12 protein-coding genes are annotated in these 15,966 nt (G+C 44.8%); 4 read left to right on the top strand and 8 right to left on the bottom strand.

Annotated elements, in window-relative coordinates:
- Positions 1 to 67 precede the first annotated feature (67 nt).
- Positions 68 to 844 carry a DUF3747 domain-containing protein gene (locus RLO19_RS26575; RefSeq protein ID WP_446360390.1) on the top strand — a complete coding sequence of 259 codons (777 nt, stop codon included), beginning with the start codon at positions 68 to 70 and terminating at the stop codon, positions 842 to 844.
- Between the two features lie 205 nt (positions 845 to 1,049).
- Here RLO19_RS26575 and RLO19_RS26570 read toward each other — a convergent pair whose 3' ends face one another.
- From RLO19_RS26570 to RLO19_RS26555, 4 genes are all read right to left on the bottom strand, one after another.
- Positions 1,050 to 2,264 carry an FtsW/RodA/SpoVE family cell cycle protein gene (locus RLO19_RS26570; RefSeq protein ID WP_446360389.1) on the bottom strand — a complete coding sequence of 405 codons (1,215 nt, stop codon included), beginning with the start codon at positions 2,262 to 2,264 and terminating at the stop codon, positions 1,050 to 1,052.
- Positions 2,265 to 2,536: 272 nt separating this feature from the next.
- Positions 2,537 to 3,202 (bottom strand): hypothetical protein, encoded by a 666-nt coding sequence (locus RLO19_RS26565; RefSeq protein ID WP_446360388.1) that lies wholly within the window; start codon positions 3,200 to 3,202, stop codon positions 2,537 to 2,539.
- Positions 3,186 to 6,260, bottom strand: a complete 3,075-nt coding sequence (locus tag RLO19_RS26560) for an HsdM family class I SAM-dependent methyltransferase (RefSeq protein WP_446360387.1) — start codon at positions 6,258 to 6,260, stop codon at positions 3,186 to 3,188. The genes RLO19_RS26565 and RLO19_RS26560 overlap by 17 nt, the downstream gene beginning before the upstream one ends.
- A 21-nt stretch (positions 6,261 to 6,281) precedes the next feature.
- A complete protein-coding gene (locus tag RLO19_RS26555) occupies positions 6,282 to 6,779 on the bottom strand; it encodes a MerR family transcriptional regulator (protein ID WP_446360386.1) in 498 nt (165 codons plus the stop codon).
- A 416-nt stretch (positions 6,780 to 7,195) separates the two neighbouring features.
- Between RLO19_RS26555 and RLO19_RS26550 the strand changes: the two genes are divergently transcribed.
- Positions 7,196 to 7,357: a hypothetical protein gene (locus RLO19_RS26550; protein WP_446360385.1), complete on the top strand. Its 162-nt coding sequence runs from the start codon at positions 7,196 to 7,198 to the stop codon at positions 7,355 to 7,357.
- Here RLO19_RS26550 and RLO19_RS26545 read toward each other — a convergent pair.
- From RLO19_RS26545 to RLO19_RS26530, 4 genes are all read right to left on the bottom strand, one after another.
- Positions 7,354 to 7,557 (bottom strand): phycobilisome linker polypeptide, encoded by a 204-nt coding sequence (locus tag RLO19_RS26545; protein WP_446335895.1) that lies wholly within the window; start codon positions 7,555 to 7,557, stop codon positions 7,354 to 7,356. The two genes, RLO19_RS26550 and RLO19_RS26545, sit on opposite strands and share 4 nt — an antisense overlap.
- Positions 7,558 to 7,759: 202 nt before the next feature.
- Positions 7,760 to 8,245, bottom strand: coding sequence for an allophycocyanin subunit beta (apcB, locus tag RLO19_RS26540; protein ID WP_446335896.1), 486 nt, complete (start codon positions 8,243 to 8,245; stop codon positions 7,760 to 7,762).
- 105 nt (positions 8,246 to 8,350) lie between these two features.
- Complete coding sequence (gene apcA / locus RLO19_RS26535; RefSeq protein ID WP_446360384.1) at positions 8,351 to 8,836, bottom strand: allophycocyanin subunit alpha; 486 nt, start codon at positions 8,834 to 8,836, stop codon at positions 8,351 to 8,353.
- Between the two features lie 361 nt (positions 8,837 to 9,197).
- Complete coding sequence (locus RLO19_RS26530; protein WP_446360383.1) at positions 9,198 to 12,515, bottom strand: phycobilisome rod-core linker polypeptide; 3,318 nt, start codon at positions 12,513 to 12,515, stop codon at positions 9,198 to 9,200.
- 454 nt (positions 12,516 to 12,969) lie between these two features.
- Between RLO19_RS26530 and RLO19_RS26525 the strand changes: the two genes are divergently transcribed.
- Together RLO19_RS26525 and RLO19_RS26520 are read left to right on the top strand one after the other, a co-directional pair.
- Positions 12,970 to 14,169, top strand: coding sequence for a class I SAM-dependent methyltransferase (locus RLO19_RS26525; RefSeq protein WP_446360382.1), 1,200 nt, complete (start codon positions 12,970 to 12,972; stop codon positions 14,167 to 14,169).
- A gap of 65 nt (positions 14,170 to 14,234) precedes the next feature.
- On the top strand, positions 14,235 to 15,902 hold the full coding sequence (locus tag RLO19_RS26520; protein ID WP_446360381.1) for a hypothetical protein: 1,668 nt from the start codon (positions 14,235 to 14,237) through the stop codon (positions 15,900 to 15,902).
- Positions 15,903 to 15,966: the final 64 nt, after the last annotated feature.

Genomic DNA, 15,966 nt, shown 5'->3' with positions numbered 1-15,966 from the left:
TAGGAATCTTTGGAGCGTTCACTACGTCTATTTTTGAATGTAGAAATTTTCTGCTACTACGCTAACTATGAAACGTTTACGATGGCTCAACATTGGAGTTCTAACGACGGCATTTCTACTCACCGTCGGATCTTCAAATTCCCTAAAGGCAGGCACATTTGATAGTCAAGAAGTAAATTCTGATAATTTTATTGCCGTTGCTGCCCCTTTCCGGGATGATAAGTATCAATTGCTGATTATCGAGCAGCGCTCAAACCAACGCGCTTGCTGGCAAGAGGTGGGAAGTAATCCCGCGATCGTTGATCCGTTACTTCTTAATTTTGACTTTACAAGCATTTGCGGACGTAGCACCGATAGTAACGGCTATTCGATTCGCATGGAGGGTCAAGATTTAGGATTAGACTATTTGCTGAGAATTGTCGAGCGTAATGGCGAGTTAGTCCTCGTTGGTACAAATCGGATGAATCGTCAAGCCCCTAAGGTGGAAATTGGCAGAACCCAAGGGTTAAGTAATGGCAATTTCCTGAAAATTCAACTCAATCCCGGTTGGCGGTTCACTCGACGTGCCTATCAAGGTCAAGAATTAGGTCATATCTATCTAACTAGCGATACGGCGGCTCCCGTTGCACCAGCAATGAGTACTCCCCCAAACCCACTACCGCCAGCAGCACCCGAACCTGCACCTGTACAAACCGAGAGGGAGTTTATTTTTACTAAGCCAACCGAGGAAAATACTCCACCATCAGTCACCGTACCAACCCTAGAAAATCCAGCAACCAGTCCTCAAACCCTACCCCCTCCTTCTTCCAATCAGACTGTGCCAGTTTTGGAACAGTTAAGGTAAGTTCTGTGTAGGGGCTCTTTTCACGACTATCATTTCTTGCCTAACCCAGATGTGACTTATTCTCCCCCAGCTCCCCCAGCTCCCCCAGCTCCCTCTGCTCCCCCAGCTCCCCCAGCTCCCTCTGCTCCCCCAGCTCCCTCTGCTCCCCCAGCTCCCCCAGCTCCCCCAGCTCCCCCAGCTCCCCCAGCTCCCCCAGCTCCCTCTGCTAATCCCTAATCCTCTGTAACTGCGTTCTTTGTCGCCTACGCCGCTGAGGTGGTGATTGGCGACGGGCTTGTAAGGAGACGACTTGAGCCTCACTACTTTCTCTGGCTACCCGAATCAACAATCCAGCAGAACACAAATTGGCAATCATGGAACTACCCCCATAACTAAAAAATGGGAAGGGTAAACCTGTGGTGGGGAGAACACCTGTAGCGACGCCAATATTCAACAGCGATTGACCGACAATTAAAATCATCGCTCCGATCGCGACCAACCGATGTATGGGGTGACGGGTTTTCAGTGCCACGATTGTTGCCAGGGTAGCATAAGCCACGATCAGCAGCAGTAACAATGTAGTGCCCACAAAGCCAAATTCTTCCGCGAATACGGCAAAAATAAAGTCGGTATATTGAATGGGTAAATAAAATAGCTTTTGTTGGGATAGACCAAACCCCGAACCCCATGTACCCCCTGATCCCACCGCCAGCAGACTTTGAATCAATTGATAGCCGTCATTCATCGGATCAGCCCAGGGATTGAGAAACGACATCACCCGACGCCGCTGATATTCTTTGATGCTGATACTAATTGTTGCCAGTAATACGCCCCCTAAAGCGGTTCCTCCTAAGTGGGAAAATGGCAACCCCGCCGCGAGTGCTATCAACCATACAGTCATACCGCATAGCGCCGTTGTACTCAGATTTGGCTGGAGCAAAATTCCCAACAGCACCAGGGCAAACATCCCTAGCCAGAACAGGCGTACTCGCAGGGAAATCTGTTGCCATTGCCCAAAGATGCAAGCACTCTGGAGGATCAGAAACGGTTTAATTAATTCCGAGGGTTGTAGGGGAACAGGACCCAGGGATAGCCAACGGGTTGCGCCATTAACTGTCGTCCCGACACCGGGAATCAGGATGATCAGGATCAACCCCAATAACACCAGCATTATCCAATGGGCAATTTTCAGGATATACCGTAAAGGCGATCGCACAAAAAAATTAAAAGCGATCATGCCTAGGGTAATCCAGATGAGCTGTCGTTTGAAGTAGTATAAACCATCCCCAAACTCAGCATCGGCACTGGGATAGGATGCGGAGAACAGCACCGCTATGCCCACAAATAGCCACAGAAAGGTTAACCAGCGCAACAGACGGGCATCGATTGCCCAGTCCTTAGCCGAAGGATGAATCCATGAAATCAGGTTACGTAGAGTCACTAATCGTCAATGATTACTCTCAATTAGGGTAACGCAACCGGAGCCTACCATCCAATAATCGCTCGTATTCGTTCGTAGTTGCGCTGTCTTCGGCGGTCAAATCAGATCACCACAATGCTCAAACCCATCTTGTCATAGCGATCGCGTATCGATGGATTAATCCTACTGCTTGTAGCCAGAGTAACGCCTCTAGATATTGGCTTTTTTGGGAATTTAGGGTTAAATCTGGTGAACAAGGATTCCTCGGTTATCTATGGCTGAGTGCAGCATTTCTACTGCCAGGAGAGAAATAAGTGAAGCAGGTTTATCGAAGAGTTCTGTTTGTTTTGGCGATGACGAGTGCGATAAAGGTTGGAATATTCGCCAAAGCTATTCTCTGACATCAAACTTTCCTCGATACAAGTTTCTTGTTTGGTTTGTTCTAGTCGGTTAAAAATTCGCTCAACACAACCCTTGGTGTTACCATCAATCACAAAACCTAACATAGCAGCACATCCATGACGAGGACAGTATATACCGTTAACAAAACGCACAATTCCTTCTGTAATATATTTCTTAGCTAACTCTCTGTCTTTACCTGTTGTCCTGCTACTCACTCGTTTACACTCCATACCGAAGTATTCTTCTTCATCAAAGCTATAGATGATCTTTATATCAATTCTACCTTCTGGTTCAACTGAATCTGGTGAAGACAAAGTGCCAACTTCGGGTTCGATTCGGAGCTGGCTTTTTAACCCGGTACGAGAGTTTTTTTCGGATGTCATCGCTCTCCGCAAATAGCCAGCAATTTTTGGTTCGAGCATTGTTGGACTAACCTGATCAATAGTTATGACTTTTGACCAAGCAACGACAGTGATATTTAAAATTGTGGCAATAATATCTACAGATATGTTTATTGTCGCTTGTCCAACTGCACTCGATTCATCCAATGGAAGCATGACTTGTTCTTAAATACTCAGACAGTATAGTATCTGCATCATTTAAACCAGCAGAACGAGTCCAATAAATACGTTTAGCTGGTTTGACGATGTAGATATCTTTTCCTACATAAATTCGTAAGTCTCGACGAGTATAAATGCGATCGGCGATTTGCTGCGGTAATTGTTCAGCAATTCTCTTAAGAACTGCTTCTAATTTATGTCCTGATATAGTTTGTACAATAGGTAGCTGACTTGATACAGGAACTATACTGAACTTGACCACCTGTAATGGTGCTTTACCAACATCAATAACTTCAGCCACTATTTTCCTTTCATTTAGTGTTTGTAGAAAGGGTTGAATGACTCCGATTAACTGTTCTACATATAATTCTATTTCTTCAATTTTAGGATATTGAATGGCTTTTGATTTTTTTCGTTTCATAAACCAATCAATTGTAAAATTAAATTTGTCTTCTATTAAAATTTGTTCTTGCTTGTCTAACTTATAGAGTTCAAATACGGTTTGATTGAGTTGCTTGTTTAAAGCTTCTTTTTTTTCTTGGGTTGTATTTTGTTTTGAGTCCCTTAATTTTATTTCAATCTCTAAAATCCGTCTCATAATTTCTTCATTTTCATTGCTGGCTAAAGCAATAGGTAAGTGATATAGATCTACAGGTTTTATTTCGTCACGTTCAATTCCCCAAGTAGAAGAAGTCAAAAACAGAAAATATGACGCTATTTGAGAGTTTAGTATTGCATTCAAGTAATGAGCTAATTTGACTTGGGATTGAGGAATAGAAATGCCAGTATATTTCTCTGTATATACAATATCTTCTTGGCTAAAAGCAGAAAAAAATCCTTTTTTGCTCAGACCACCTGTTGTAATAACTAGCGGTCCTTTATAAATCCTGGAATCTCTTGGTCTATGAAATTTTTTTCCTATAGGGATATCTTCTAAAATATCTAGGTTTACTTGATAGGGTTTTATTTTTCCTGATGGCAGTTTTTTCTTGCCATATAATTCGGGGGCTGCGCCTTGACCACTAACGTCTTGAAATCCTTGACCTGCAAACCATTGATATGTATCAATTACATTTCGCAACGATTGATAATAACTTTTAAGTTTAACTATCAATGCCATGTCTCTTGGGCTTCCCCAAGAAGCAACCTTGAGCATATCTGGCTCAAAAATAACTCTAGAAATCGATAAACGTTTGATATCTTCTGCTCCAATTTCCAAAATGCCGTGTCGCTTATAATCTGGAGAACAGTCTGGACACACGAAGTAAAAATTATCCCTACTACTAATATCAGGAGATTTGTTTTGTGCAATTAGTACCATTGTTGGTGCTTTAGATTTAGGAAATAAATTATAATTTCGGAGTTTAGAAAGATTAATAACTATTTTAAGATTGAAACGAGAAAAAATAACTTTTTTCGCGTACTGAGCTTTTTCTGTTGCACTAAAAAAAGGTTTACCGTGTACAATCAAGCCAATCCAAGTTTCTTCATTAGCAAAATCGCCAATACGCCATAAGAATGCTTGATCCGGATTGTCACTACGAGTAATTGGATAACCTTTTGGATAATCTGAACGCTCACGCTTGCAATAGTCTATTGCTGACTTGTTGTACTTTGATTTAGTCCAAGGCGGATTGCCCACAATTGCACTAAACTGCTTATGAGCAAAAGGTTCTATTCTATTGAATTCTGCCTCTTCATCAAAAGCATCACCAACAAACAAATTTTTGCCAATAATTTTTTCAAATTGTAAATCCTCTGAAATGTCAGGATTTCGTTCTAATTCATAATCTAGCTCTAAAGCTGTAAGATATAAACTAAACGCAGCAATTTGAATAGCTTTTTGTTTTATATCTACACCATAAATTTGATGGTAGAGGGTGTCACGAACTATCTGACGGTAATTATGCTCTCCACTAGCCAAACGCTTCACCACTAATCGTCTTAATGCATCGACTAAAAACACGCCTGAACCACAAGCAAGATCGAGAACTTTGGCACTGCCATCAAGTTCCTTAAAGACTTCTGATAGAACTAGGTCAACTAAATTAATTGGTGTATAGTGGGTACTATGAGCTTTGGCAGACTTGGCATCTTCTGCATAAATAAACTTTTCGTAAATCGCACTGATTAACTCTACAGGAATAACTTTAAAATTATAGGCTCGCCAAAGGCGTAGTTGACCAGTTTTCGCTTCTTGCAGCCCACCGATAAAGTTTTTTATCACTTCTAAATGCTTGAGCTGCACTCGATTTATTTCTTCGCGAGATAAACCAAATAAGTCTCCATTAAATATTATTTGTATCCAGGAAAATAAATGATCAGTACCAGACTTACTATCCAATATTTCCGTAAAACTATTGAATCCGAATTGTCGCTGTAATAACTGAGAATTAAGGATTTCTCTATCTTGAAGATAAGCTACAAAAATAGACTGAATCAAAAAACTCTGAGCAACCGAACGTTTTAACCCTTTATTTACAACTAAAATTTCTTCCGTATCGGTTAAATCTTTAACCAAAACCGCATCAACTCTTTGCTTACGATCAATTTGTTTAGCTTTTTCCCATTGCCAAAATTCACCCGACTCAATTTGGATACGGCTAGCATACTGATTTAATTGCTTCAATCCAGTTTCAGTCTGCTGAAAAATCTCAATTAGATGTCGCTCTGGATTATTTCTATCGTTTTCTGTCGGTTGAGAATAGCAGTTATAGAGTAAAACCTTAGTGGGAGTCACAATCCACAACATTGGAGCTAAACCATGATTCCAAGACAATTGATGTAACCGTGCTAGTTCTTGAGGCTCAGGATCTGATTCTCGCAGTTGAGTAAAATAGATACAAGGCGATCCACATAACTCAAAAATTGCCGTAGCATTTAGCTGTTCAGGATTAATAACTGCACTGTATTTAATCCGTTTATCCAGTTGTTGAGGATTACTACGAAGTGATGCCGCTGGAATAACGCCAGATGTGGGAATGCCATTCCGATAGAAACCTGTTGCTTCCATAACTTGCAGATATGAAGTTGTAACCGCAGTTTGGGAAGACATACCGCTAACTCTATGGGAGATCTAATTCGTTACTAACTTGTCAACTGGATTTATAGCTCCTAGACGAGTCCGCTTGTCAAAGTCTAAAACTTGATGCTTTTCAGCTTCCCGGTATAGCTCAGTAATTACGTCACCAACTGGACCAACTTCCCGAATAACAACCTGTCCTTTGTTTTTCCCTGACGCCTCCAAGACTGTTAACCCAAAATCTTTGACATCTTCAATCAGATAAAGTTGGGAGTTAACGAAGACTAGACTATGAGCAAAAAGAGAAGGTTTGTGATTCTTTGCTCTCAAGAACTCAAGCACCCGCCGAATTTCTTGAAGTGAGAGTTTTTCTCTCAACCTCTCAATCGTCTTAATTTCCAAGACTTGTTCCCATCGGTAAACAACTTTAGGATGCTTGGGGTTACCAAACTTCCTGGGAACAACCAGCCCAGTGCGATCTAAGTAACTCAACCGACTAGAGCTGATACCCGTTAGGACTATGGTTTCCGGTCGGTTAAATCCGCTAACCACAAAAGACTCCTGGATATCACAGTTAGAACAAGAATAACTCGAATGTTTTAATTTTAAACCGAAATTAAAACATTTATTTAAAAATTGTTCACTAATGTATTAGGTGTAACCCCCTCAGTCCACCCCTACATCCCCCTGACAAACGTTTCTTTCACACATAGTGATCGTGTCTCCACCACTCAAACCCTCTGTTGACCTCTCAAGTACGATGAATGTGCCATAATCATCGTCACCTGTGCCATGGAGTTGAGGGTATCACTCAACAGTCAGAGAATCGCGATCGCAGGATTCAGCGTTAGCCGTTTCACCAAACAGGTAGATCCCCTTAAACTGTACAAAATAGTACGACTCTAAGATTTGACTACCACTGACTAAACTAAAAACTAACCACCTTCCTGGGTATTCTGGGTATTCCCATGACGCCTACCCAGAGTGCAGACGCCACAACTGAAAAAACTGCCCAACAGGATACCTTTCGCACACCAGAATATTTTTGGTTTCACCCTGATACCTTAGAGTTTCAATCAAAAAGGGGTCATCATGACCCCTCCACCTTTGCCGTAGAAGCTATTTTTTAAAGCAACCCCGTATTCGTACCCGGTTTGCCAGTGGCTAGCTTTACCTTGATAATTTTGCCGCCCATTTTCATGATCCGCTGTTGTTCCCGAAACCAGTTGTCGTAGGGAACTAACTTGGTGAAATAAGTGTTTTGCAACTCCCGTTGGGTTCGGGTTCGGGTTTGGCTAGGGACACAAGCGGTCACCTGAAACATTCGCATGATTGAAGTTCTCCTAATTAAAACTCAAAAACTTTAAATTTAAATCAGGTTTGGGACTCAACTGTCAATACCAGATTGTCAAAACTCATCTGCTTAAGCAAAAAGTCAGACTTGCCTTCAACAAGCTAGCACTCACAATTGACTTCCCAAACCTTGAAAAAATGACCGACTACAGGTTCACAACGGAACGTTTCAGAAGTCTTTAGCTCAAGCCAGAGCAAATGTAGTCGAAGTAAACACCCATTTCCTTACCAGCATCAGCACCAACCAGACTGGCGGTAACTTCTTTCATGGCTTGGATGGCTTGTACAGTTGCACCAACGGGAACACCTAAAGAGTTATAGGTTTCCTTGAGTCCATTCAGTACCCGCTCATCCAGGATGGAGGGATCACCCGCCAACATGGCATAGGTGGAGTAGCGCAGATAGTAGTCCAAGTCCCGGATACAAGCAGCGTAGCGGCGAGTGGTGTACATATTGCCACCCGGACGAGTGATATCCGAGTAGAGCAAAGACTTGGCAACAGCTTCTTTAACGATAGTTGCTGCGTTAGCACTAATTGTGGTTGCCGCACGCACCCGCAATTCACCCGTGGCGAAATAGCCCTTGAGCTTGTCCATCGCAGAGGCGTCCAGGTATTTTCCTTGAACGTCGGAAGAGTTGATAACAGAGGTAATTGCGTCTTGCATCGATTCTATTTTCCTTATTTCACCTAGTCTCTCAAATCCTTAAGACAGACGCGCACCTTCCCGGTGTGGAAGCGTCATGCTACGTCTTTCCCAGTAGGATAGGGTCTACTGCATTGCTCCGATTACATAGTCGAAGTAGGAGCCAGCTTCAGCCGCATCTTCCCCAGTCATCATACCGGTAGCAGCGCTTTTCATGGCACGAACGCCTTCGACAACAGCGTCAACGGGAGTTCCTAAAGACTTGTACATTTCGCGCACGCCGACTAAGCCAATTTCTTCAATTGGGGTAACATCGCCAGCGACAACACCATAGGTGATCAGGCGCAGATAGTAGTCCAAGTCACGCAAGCAAGTTGCTGTCATTTCTTCACCGTAGGCATTACCACCGGGAGAAACAACATCAGGACGCTTCTGGAATAACTGGTCTCCCGCTTGCTTAACGATGCGCTCACGAGAGTCTGTCAGCGCTTGAGCAACCCGTAGGCGACGCTCAGCAGACATAACAAACGACTTGATCCGGTCTAATTCACCAGGGCTTAGGTAACGAGCCTCGGCATCGGCATTCACGATTGACTTCGTGACTATACTCATTTACAGGATTCCTCCTCCAAGAATGTAACCAGGTGTGATTAAACTGGCTTATTGTAACTGTTGAAACGCTGAAACGCTTCCCAATGGGCTAGGCTCTCCAGCTCGGACGGCTGACTCTGCTCAATCTTGACATCGATCGATTAAGTCGTTTCAAGATTGGTGAGAGTAGCTAGCGATACATTAGGTCAGTGATACAGCTCTCTTCCGCAAATATTCTGCGATAGATTGTTCACATTTTTCCTATGTTCGCAACATTTTGTAACATTTGTCCTCAGATTTAGGGGTTGGGAACCCCTGAGGTGTAGAGACGTCATGCTACGTCTCTACACCTCATTGCACGTCTAGGACATTGACCTAATCCCTAATCAGAGATAGATTTAATGCTCCCTAAGTAATTGCCAGCAGGCAACGAGGGAACGCGAGGATAGGGAACGACATACTCCCCAAAGAAACGAGCATACTCTGAACTGTCAACCATGGCAACCACCGCCGCATTAAGTCCTTGCTCAGCCATCAATTTGGTGTAGTCCTGAATCTCCGTTTGAGTCGCAGGAGTCCGTCCCAGTAGGTGACGGAACAACAACTCGATGACTTTAGCACTAGGATAGGGCGAGTAGAAGCGCTGACGATAGCTTTCACTACAGGCCAACCCCTTGACAAATTCGCGCACAGAAATGTCACCCTGGCTTAGTTGACGATCTAAGTCAGGCTGTCGATAGGATGGGGGAATTTCACCCGTCCAAATATCCATCACCTGAGCGTAAATTGCCTCAATCACCTGAGCCGTTTCGCCCGGATTTCCGGGGTTCAGGCGAAAAATCCGTGCAGGTTTACGATTGGCAATTCCGATGGCGGCTTGAACCGACGGATTATCGTCCTTTGGTACAGAACGACTGAGTTCCACAAAATCAGGCTTAGCCGTCGCCGCCATATCCGCGATCGCTTTACCCGTCAGGGGCAGTTTTGCCCCATCCACTCGCGAACTGACTGGCTCAAAGCTAGGAACAACCAGTTGATTATTCTGCTTGGTCAGCTTGTTATAGAGTTTCTCCGTATTGGGGAAGTTCGCCGCCGGTAAAGTGGGGAAGCGACGATAGGGAACCGTATCTTCACCAAAGACTTGAACATACTCCATGCTGTTGACCATGGCACCGATAAAGCCTCGGATACCCTGGGACGCCAGAATCTGGTTGTACTTTTGAATTTCCTTTTGATTCTCCGGTGCCCGACCCAAGAAATGCTTCGTTCCCAACTCAATTACCTTGGTGTTGGGATAGGGCGTGTAAAACTCTTTGATGTAGAGTTCAGAGCAACCTAAACCTTCAATAAACTCCTTGAGGTTAATTTCACCGTTCCCCAGCTTGCTTTCCAGGCTAGAAAACTGACCTTTGACCACATAAGGTTCAACATCGCGCTCAAAGATTTGTCGATACGCTGCACGAATCAGAACCTTCACCGCTGGCTTATCATTGAGATCCGTCAGCTTAAAGATCTTGGTCTGCTGGCGCTTCGTACTCACGCCTTGATTAATCCGGAATTGAATATCCGGATCAGTCCGCGTTTCGGTCACCTCTCCCATCGCCACATAGGTGGGAGTTGCCGGTACTTCTGGCTTGGTACCCACATCCTCACGAATCGCACCCGGTCGAGTCGAGCGCAATTGTAAACCCCCAGGTGTCAGATAGCGCTCGTAGGGAACCGTATCTTCCCCAAAGGCTTCCTCGTATTCTTTGCTGTCAATCAGGGTATCAACCAGGGCGTAGAAGCCTTTTTTGGCACAAATATCAAAGTATTTGTTCGTCTCCACTCGCCCGTAAGTGGGACGTCCCAGCAGACGACGGTGGATATATTCCACAGCCTTCATCACGTATAGGGATGTCCAGTACATCTTGCGGAAGACATCAGATTTCGCCAAGATGCGGATAAATTCCCGGATAGTAATCTCGCCATTTTCCAGATTAATCTCCGCCACTTTCTGGCGTTGACCATCATAGACATCCCGCCCAAAGACTTGGCGATAGCAGGCGCTAATTACCTTTTGGGTCGAGCTTTCGGCAAATGTGACACTAGCCGCCTTAGTGATAGGAATCTGGTCTAAGCGGAAGACTTTAGCCCCCAGAGAACCTGGAAACTCACCCCTTGCCCGAGGATTACTGTTTTGGTTATTAGTAGCAGGTCCGCGATGGATCAGGATGCGCTTAGTATCCTTCCCAAAACCAGCCGGTTGGGTATTGGGATCGCGAGTTTCTTTGGGGAAAATTGCCCCAAACTGAATCTCTAGTGGGTCATTACCTGCACCGTATGGGTGTTGATCCGGTAACGGCTGCTCATACTTGGCAAAGGTGGTGATAAATTGGGGTACCTTGCGGAAGGGGGCGCTGTATTTGAGCAAGTCTTGCTGCATTCCCCAGTTGCGGCATTCCTGAGCCTCCTGTCCCAATCCCCGCAGGTAGGGAACGGTTTCTTCGCCAAAGTAATCTGAGTATTCCTGAGAATCGACCAAGGCGTCCACCAGCGCCGCTAAACCGCCATTGGACACAATCGAGAAGTAGGTTTGAACTTCTTCGCGAGACGAGGGTCCGCGACCCAGGAAATGACGGAATGCCAGTTCTAAAGCGCGACTGTTGATAAAGGGTTCGTAAAATTGTTTGCGGTATAGGGGCGATGTACCTAGGCGACGCACAAACTCCTTCATGGAGAGGTCACCGTTTTTCACCTGAGATTCCAGGTAAGAGATGGATTGGCTGTAGGCGCGGCTAATGTCACGCTCAAAGATTTGCCGATACGCCGCCTTGACCACTTCGTTTTTTTCTAACGCCGATAGTCCTGTCTTCATCACGAACTTCGGACGTCGTTCTGCTGCATTAAAGTAGCTTTGGGGCAGTTGTAACCCTTGCTGATCTGGCGAAGGACGCTGCCGTACTTTATCGGCTGGATTCGGGGCTTTGAATTCGTTAATCAGAATCTCAAAGTACTGACTAACCAGTTGAGCCGCTTCCGCATCGCGCTTAAAGTATCCCAGAGATGCTGCTCGCATTTCTTGAAGTGCCAGCAATGTGGCATCTCCCGAGCAGGCATTTTCGATAATTTCCCGTAATCCTCGGACGTTGACGGTAATAATGTTGGGGTCACCTGCAACGATTGAGTAGGTGAGGTAGCGCAGCATCCAAGACAAGTCCCGCAGGGATTTCTGCATATTGCTTGGACCGTAACGGGCGACGTTTATCGGTCGAAATCCCGATGGGGCAGGACCGCCACTTGAGGCGCTAAAGATGTTCCGGAATCCTTCAAAGAAACCCCCGCCACTTTCGACATACGTCGCGGTTCCCAATTCCATCGTGCGTCTGACATCGCCTGTACCCGCCGCACTGGCTGCCATTGCTGCCATTGCCATTTCTGGTGCGGGTTCTTCCCGTGGCTTCTCTAAATACGCCATTGGGGAACCGCCGACAAAAATCCGGTTAGCCGCACGGGATACAATCAAGTCTGAGTTTTGGGTAATCAGACTGGCAATATCTATCCGTCTGTTACCGGATTTGAAGTATTCGGACAGCTCACTCAGCTCTCCTTTGCCCAAGAACCGATCTTGCTGTTCGGCTTGGATAATGTTGCTAATCGGTACGGTTTGATAAAGTTGCGGACGCGCAACTGAGCTTCCACCACTTGCCTTAACACTCATTTATTTTCTTTCCGCTCCCATCGACAATTGCTACTGACTGTGTTAAGCCTGACCAGGGGATTCATGTAGGTCGCTTTCGTTTACATGAGGCTCAGCACATTAAGATTTTTCCCCAGACCCAATTGCTTATGATCTGGGATATTCTCTGTCACCTTGCCCTAAATCAACCAATGACCTAGCTCAACCTAGTCAGCATCTAGATTAAAACGTTTCTGATCTTCTTAACGGCTTTATTAAGAAGTGTATAGAATACATGCCAAAATTTTACAGTGTAATAACAGAGTCATCATAGTGGATTAAACCCGATCGCTGAGAAAAAGCATAAGTTTTGTTACATTGGTTCGGGTTGATGGTTCTCCTATTCCCTGTTCCCCGGTCAACCATCTGTCATATCCGTTATCACAAATAATGAATGACAAAGGACAAATGACCAATGACAAAGGACAAATGACCAATGACAAAGGACAACACCAGCATTGCTGTAGCCCGGTTGTATGACGCTTACCCCTTTCCCCCAGAACCCTTGTTGGACGAACCGCCACCTGGGTATAACTGGCGCTGGAATTGGTTAGCCGCCTATAATTTCTGCACGGGTCAAAAACCGTCAAGGCAGGATATTCGGATTTTGGATGCTGGCTGTGGTACAGGGGTAGGTACCGAATATTTGGTTCATCTCAATCCCCAAGCCTCAGTTGTGGGTATCGATTTGAGTGCTGGGGCTTTGCAGGTGGCGCAGGAACGCTGTCATCGCTCTGGGGCGAATCGGGTTGAGTTTCATCACTTGAGTCTCTATGATGCCCCCACATTGGCGGGAGAATTTGATTTAATTAATTGTGTGGGCGTATTGCATCATTTGCCTGATCCGATTCAGGGTATTCAGGCATTAGCACCCAAGTTAGCATCAGGGGGCTTGATGCATATTTTTGTCTATGCTGAATTAGGTCGCTGGGAAGTTCGGCTAATGCAACAGGCGATCGCACTCCTGCAAGGGGAACAGCGTGGGGATTACCAAGATGGTGTGCAAGTCGGACGTCAGGTGTTTGATTCACTACCAGAAAATAATAGAATTGTCAAGCGAGAAAAAGAACGCTGGTCATTGGAAAACCAACGGGATGCTAATTTCGCGGACATGTATGTGCATCCCCAAGAGATTGACTACACCATTGACACTCTATTTGAGTTGATTGATGCGTCGGGGTTAGAGTTTATGGGCTTTTCTAATCCCGGATATTGGCAATTGGATCGTCTATTGGGGAAAAATCCAGGGTTAATGGAACGGGCGAGTGGGTTGAGCGATCGCCAACGGTATCGTTTAATTGAATTGTTAGATCCAGATCTGTCCCATTACGAGTTTTTCCTGGGACGCCCGCCTCTACCGAAGGTCGATTGGTCACAGGATGAGGAGTTATTCGCCGCAATCCCAGAACGTAATCCCTGTATGGAAGGGTGGCCCAGTCAATGTCTATTTAACTACGACTATCAGATTATCAATTTATCAGATGCCGAGTTTGCTTTCCTACAGGCGTGTGACGAGAACAGCAGCCAACAGCGCACCGTGGCAGAGATTTTAAGGGATGTAGCATTAGGATTAGATGGAGTGCGATCGCTCCAACAGCAGCAGCTTGTTCTCTTAAGTCCCATGACACTGACTTAAGCCCTGAACTTAAACTAGAACCATAATCCATCCTCAAGCCATTGGTCACTCAAGCCAAGGACTTCATGTTTAGACTGATAGAGCGATTTATACAATGGCTGGGTCAACCGCCTCAGCCGCCTGTTGAACAGCCAAAGGGTGTAGAACTATCTCCACAACCCAAACCAGAGGAGTCTCCCCTTGATGATGTTGATGAACAAATTGCTGAGAAATTAAACGTTAGTAAACCGTCTCCTGAATCAGCGAATCCTAAAACTCTGCAAGAACAACTCAATTTCTTGGCTCAAGGGAAACTCTCCTTGTGGCCCCCCCATCAAGAGTATATTGGTTCAATTGTGATTAATCGTCCCCTTATTTTAGATGGACAAGGGGCAACCATTTGTACAAATCACGGACCAGTGGTGTCTATTGAGTCTGATAGAGTCAGCTTGCGTAATCTCAGAATAGAGTTCACTGGAGAAGTCGGAAGTCGTATAGAAGACCAGTGTGCCATTCTCGTAAAATCTGGACAAGGCTTACAGCTTGATAATGTCGAAGTACGAGGTTCAGTGATGGGATTACCAGAAGAAGAGGGTGAGTGGAACTATCCAGAATCATTGCATCTGGGTCAACTTTCCCATGGAAGAGAACATGATTTGCTCTTGCGAATTATTGTGCCAGTGAACTGTACAATTTCAGCTAATATATCTGGACTGGCATTTTCACCTCGCCACCTTACTCCAGGACAAAACGAGATTCGCCTCCATATAGATTCTCTGCCAAAAGATACGTTAATTAACGGTAGTATTTTTCTGGTTTCAGCATCTCTGAAACGCCGCATTACATTAACCGCTCATATTCTGGCTTTGCCGGATGAGAAAGTTCCCTCGACTCAGAATAAAATTGTTTGGCAACCTGATAACTATTCGAGTGTCTCTGTTCAAGAAGAGAGGAAACATAGGGAAGATAATGAAGTATTGTCAGAGTTCATTTCTAGCCAAACATCTGCCGATGTTGATGTACCTCAAACCGATGATGAAGTTCCCACTGAAGTTCAACCAAGCCAACCTTTACGAAAGCAGAAAATCCGCCAGAATCAACAGCCTAAAGAGGGGCTTTTTCCCCCCAAACAAAATAGCCCGTCTGTAAATGTTGAACCAAATTCTGATAGTTCTGTGGAGTTGACTCAATCACAGATTCCAGATTTATTTGCTCAATCTCAAAACCTTGTTCAGAGTCAGCCAGATTCTCTTGACTCAGGTAGTATTCCAGTCAAGGAACATCAGATAGGTTGTGCTTTCTCGATACCGATACCGAACTCAGACAATAAGACAACACCAGAAATTGAGGAGAAGCCTTCACAACCACAACCCAAGGTTTCCTCAGTATTTTTAGACCAAGAAACAGCATTCAGCCAAGAGCCATCTCAGGAAGCGCCGTCTTCATCTCGTTCCGTGCGATCGCAACCCATCAATAACCCACTATTTCAGCAAAACTCTACTTCTAGTATGCCTCTAGATGAACCGGATAAGACTGGGGATTCATCGTCATCTAGCGACGATTCAATTCACACAAATCCTCGCAAAAGTCAATCTCAAGATACACTAGACTCAGGCAAGAAGCCAGAATCATCTGCCAATAAGATTGCGCCCAGTCAATCTGTGTCAGGCAAAAGAAAAATAGTTCACCCAAATACTATTTCATCGATTTTCGGAGGTGATTCCGAGAAAAAACAGCCCGACGAACAAGAATAAGGTGGGGAAGATGAAGGATGAAAATTGAGAATTTTTTCTCCGTTCTCCGTTCTCCCTCATCTCC

It is taken from the genome of Coleofasciculus sp. G2-EDA-02, assembly GCF_040226375.1.
Lineage (GTDB): Bacteria > Cyanobacteriota > Cyanobacteriia > Cyanobacteriales > Coleofasciculaceae > Coleofasciculus.
Note: the sequence above shows the minus strand (reverse complement) of the source record. Positions and strands in the feature narration are given on the sequence as shown.

Coding starts and splice junctions, on each gene's coding strand:
- RLO19_RS26560 (WP_446360387.1), bottom strand. CDS start 6,260: ATGTCTTCCCAAACTGCGGTTACAACTTCATATCTGCAAGTTATGGAA.
- RLO19_RS26545 (WP_446335895.1), bottom strand. CDS start 7,557: ATGCGAATGTTTCAGGTGACCGCTTGTGTCCCTAGCCAAACCCGAACC.
- RLO19_RS26520 (WP_446360381.1), top strand. CDS start 14,235: ATGTTTAGACTGATAGAGCGATTTATACAATGGCTGGGTCAACCGCCT.
- RLO19_RS26550 (WP_446360385.1), top strand. CDS start 7,196: ATGACGCCTACCCAGAGTGCAGACGCCACAACTGAAAAAACTGCCCAA.
- RLO19_RS26575 (WP_446360390.1), top strand. CDS start 68: ATGAAACGTTTACGATGGCTCAACATTGGAGTTCTAACGACGGCATTT.
- RLO19_RS26565 (WP_446360388.1), bottom strand. CDS start 3,202: ATGCTTCCATTGGATGAATCGAGTGCAGTTGGACAAGCGACAATAAAC.
- RLO19_RS26525 (WP_446360382.1), top strand. CDS start 12,970: ATGACAAAGGACAACACCAGCATTGCTGTAGCCCGGTTGTATGACGCT.
- apcB (WP_446335896.1), bottom strand. CDS start 8,245: ATGCAAGACGCAATTACCTCTGTTATCAACTCTTCCGACGTTCAAGGA.
- apcA (WP_446360384.1), bottom strand. CDS start 8,836: ATGAGTATAGTCACGAAGTCAATCGTGAATGCCGATGCCGAGGCTCGT.
- RLO19_RS26530 (WP_446360383.1), bottom strand. CDS start 12,515: ATGAGTGTTAAGGCAAGTGGTGGAAGCTCAGTTGCGCGTCCGCAACTT.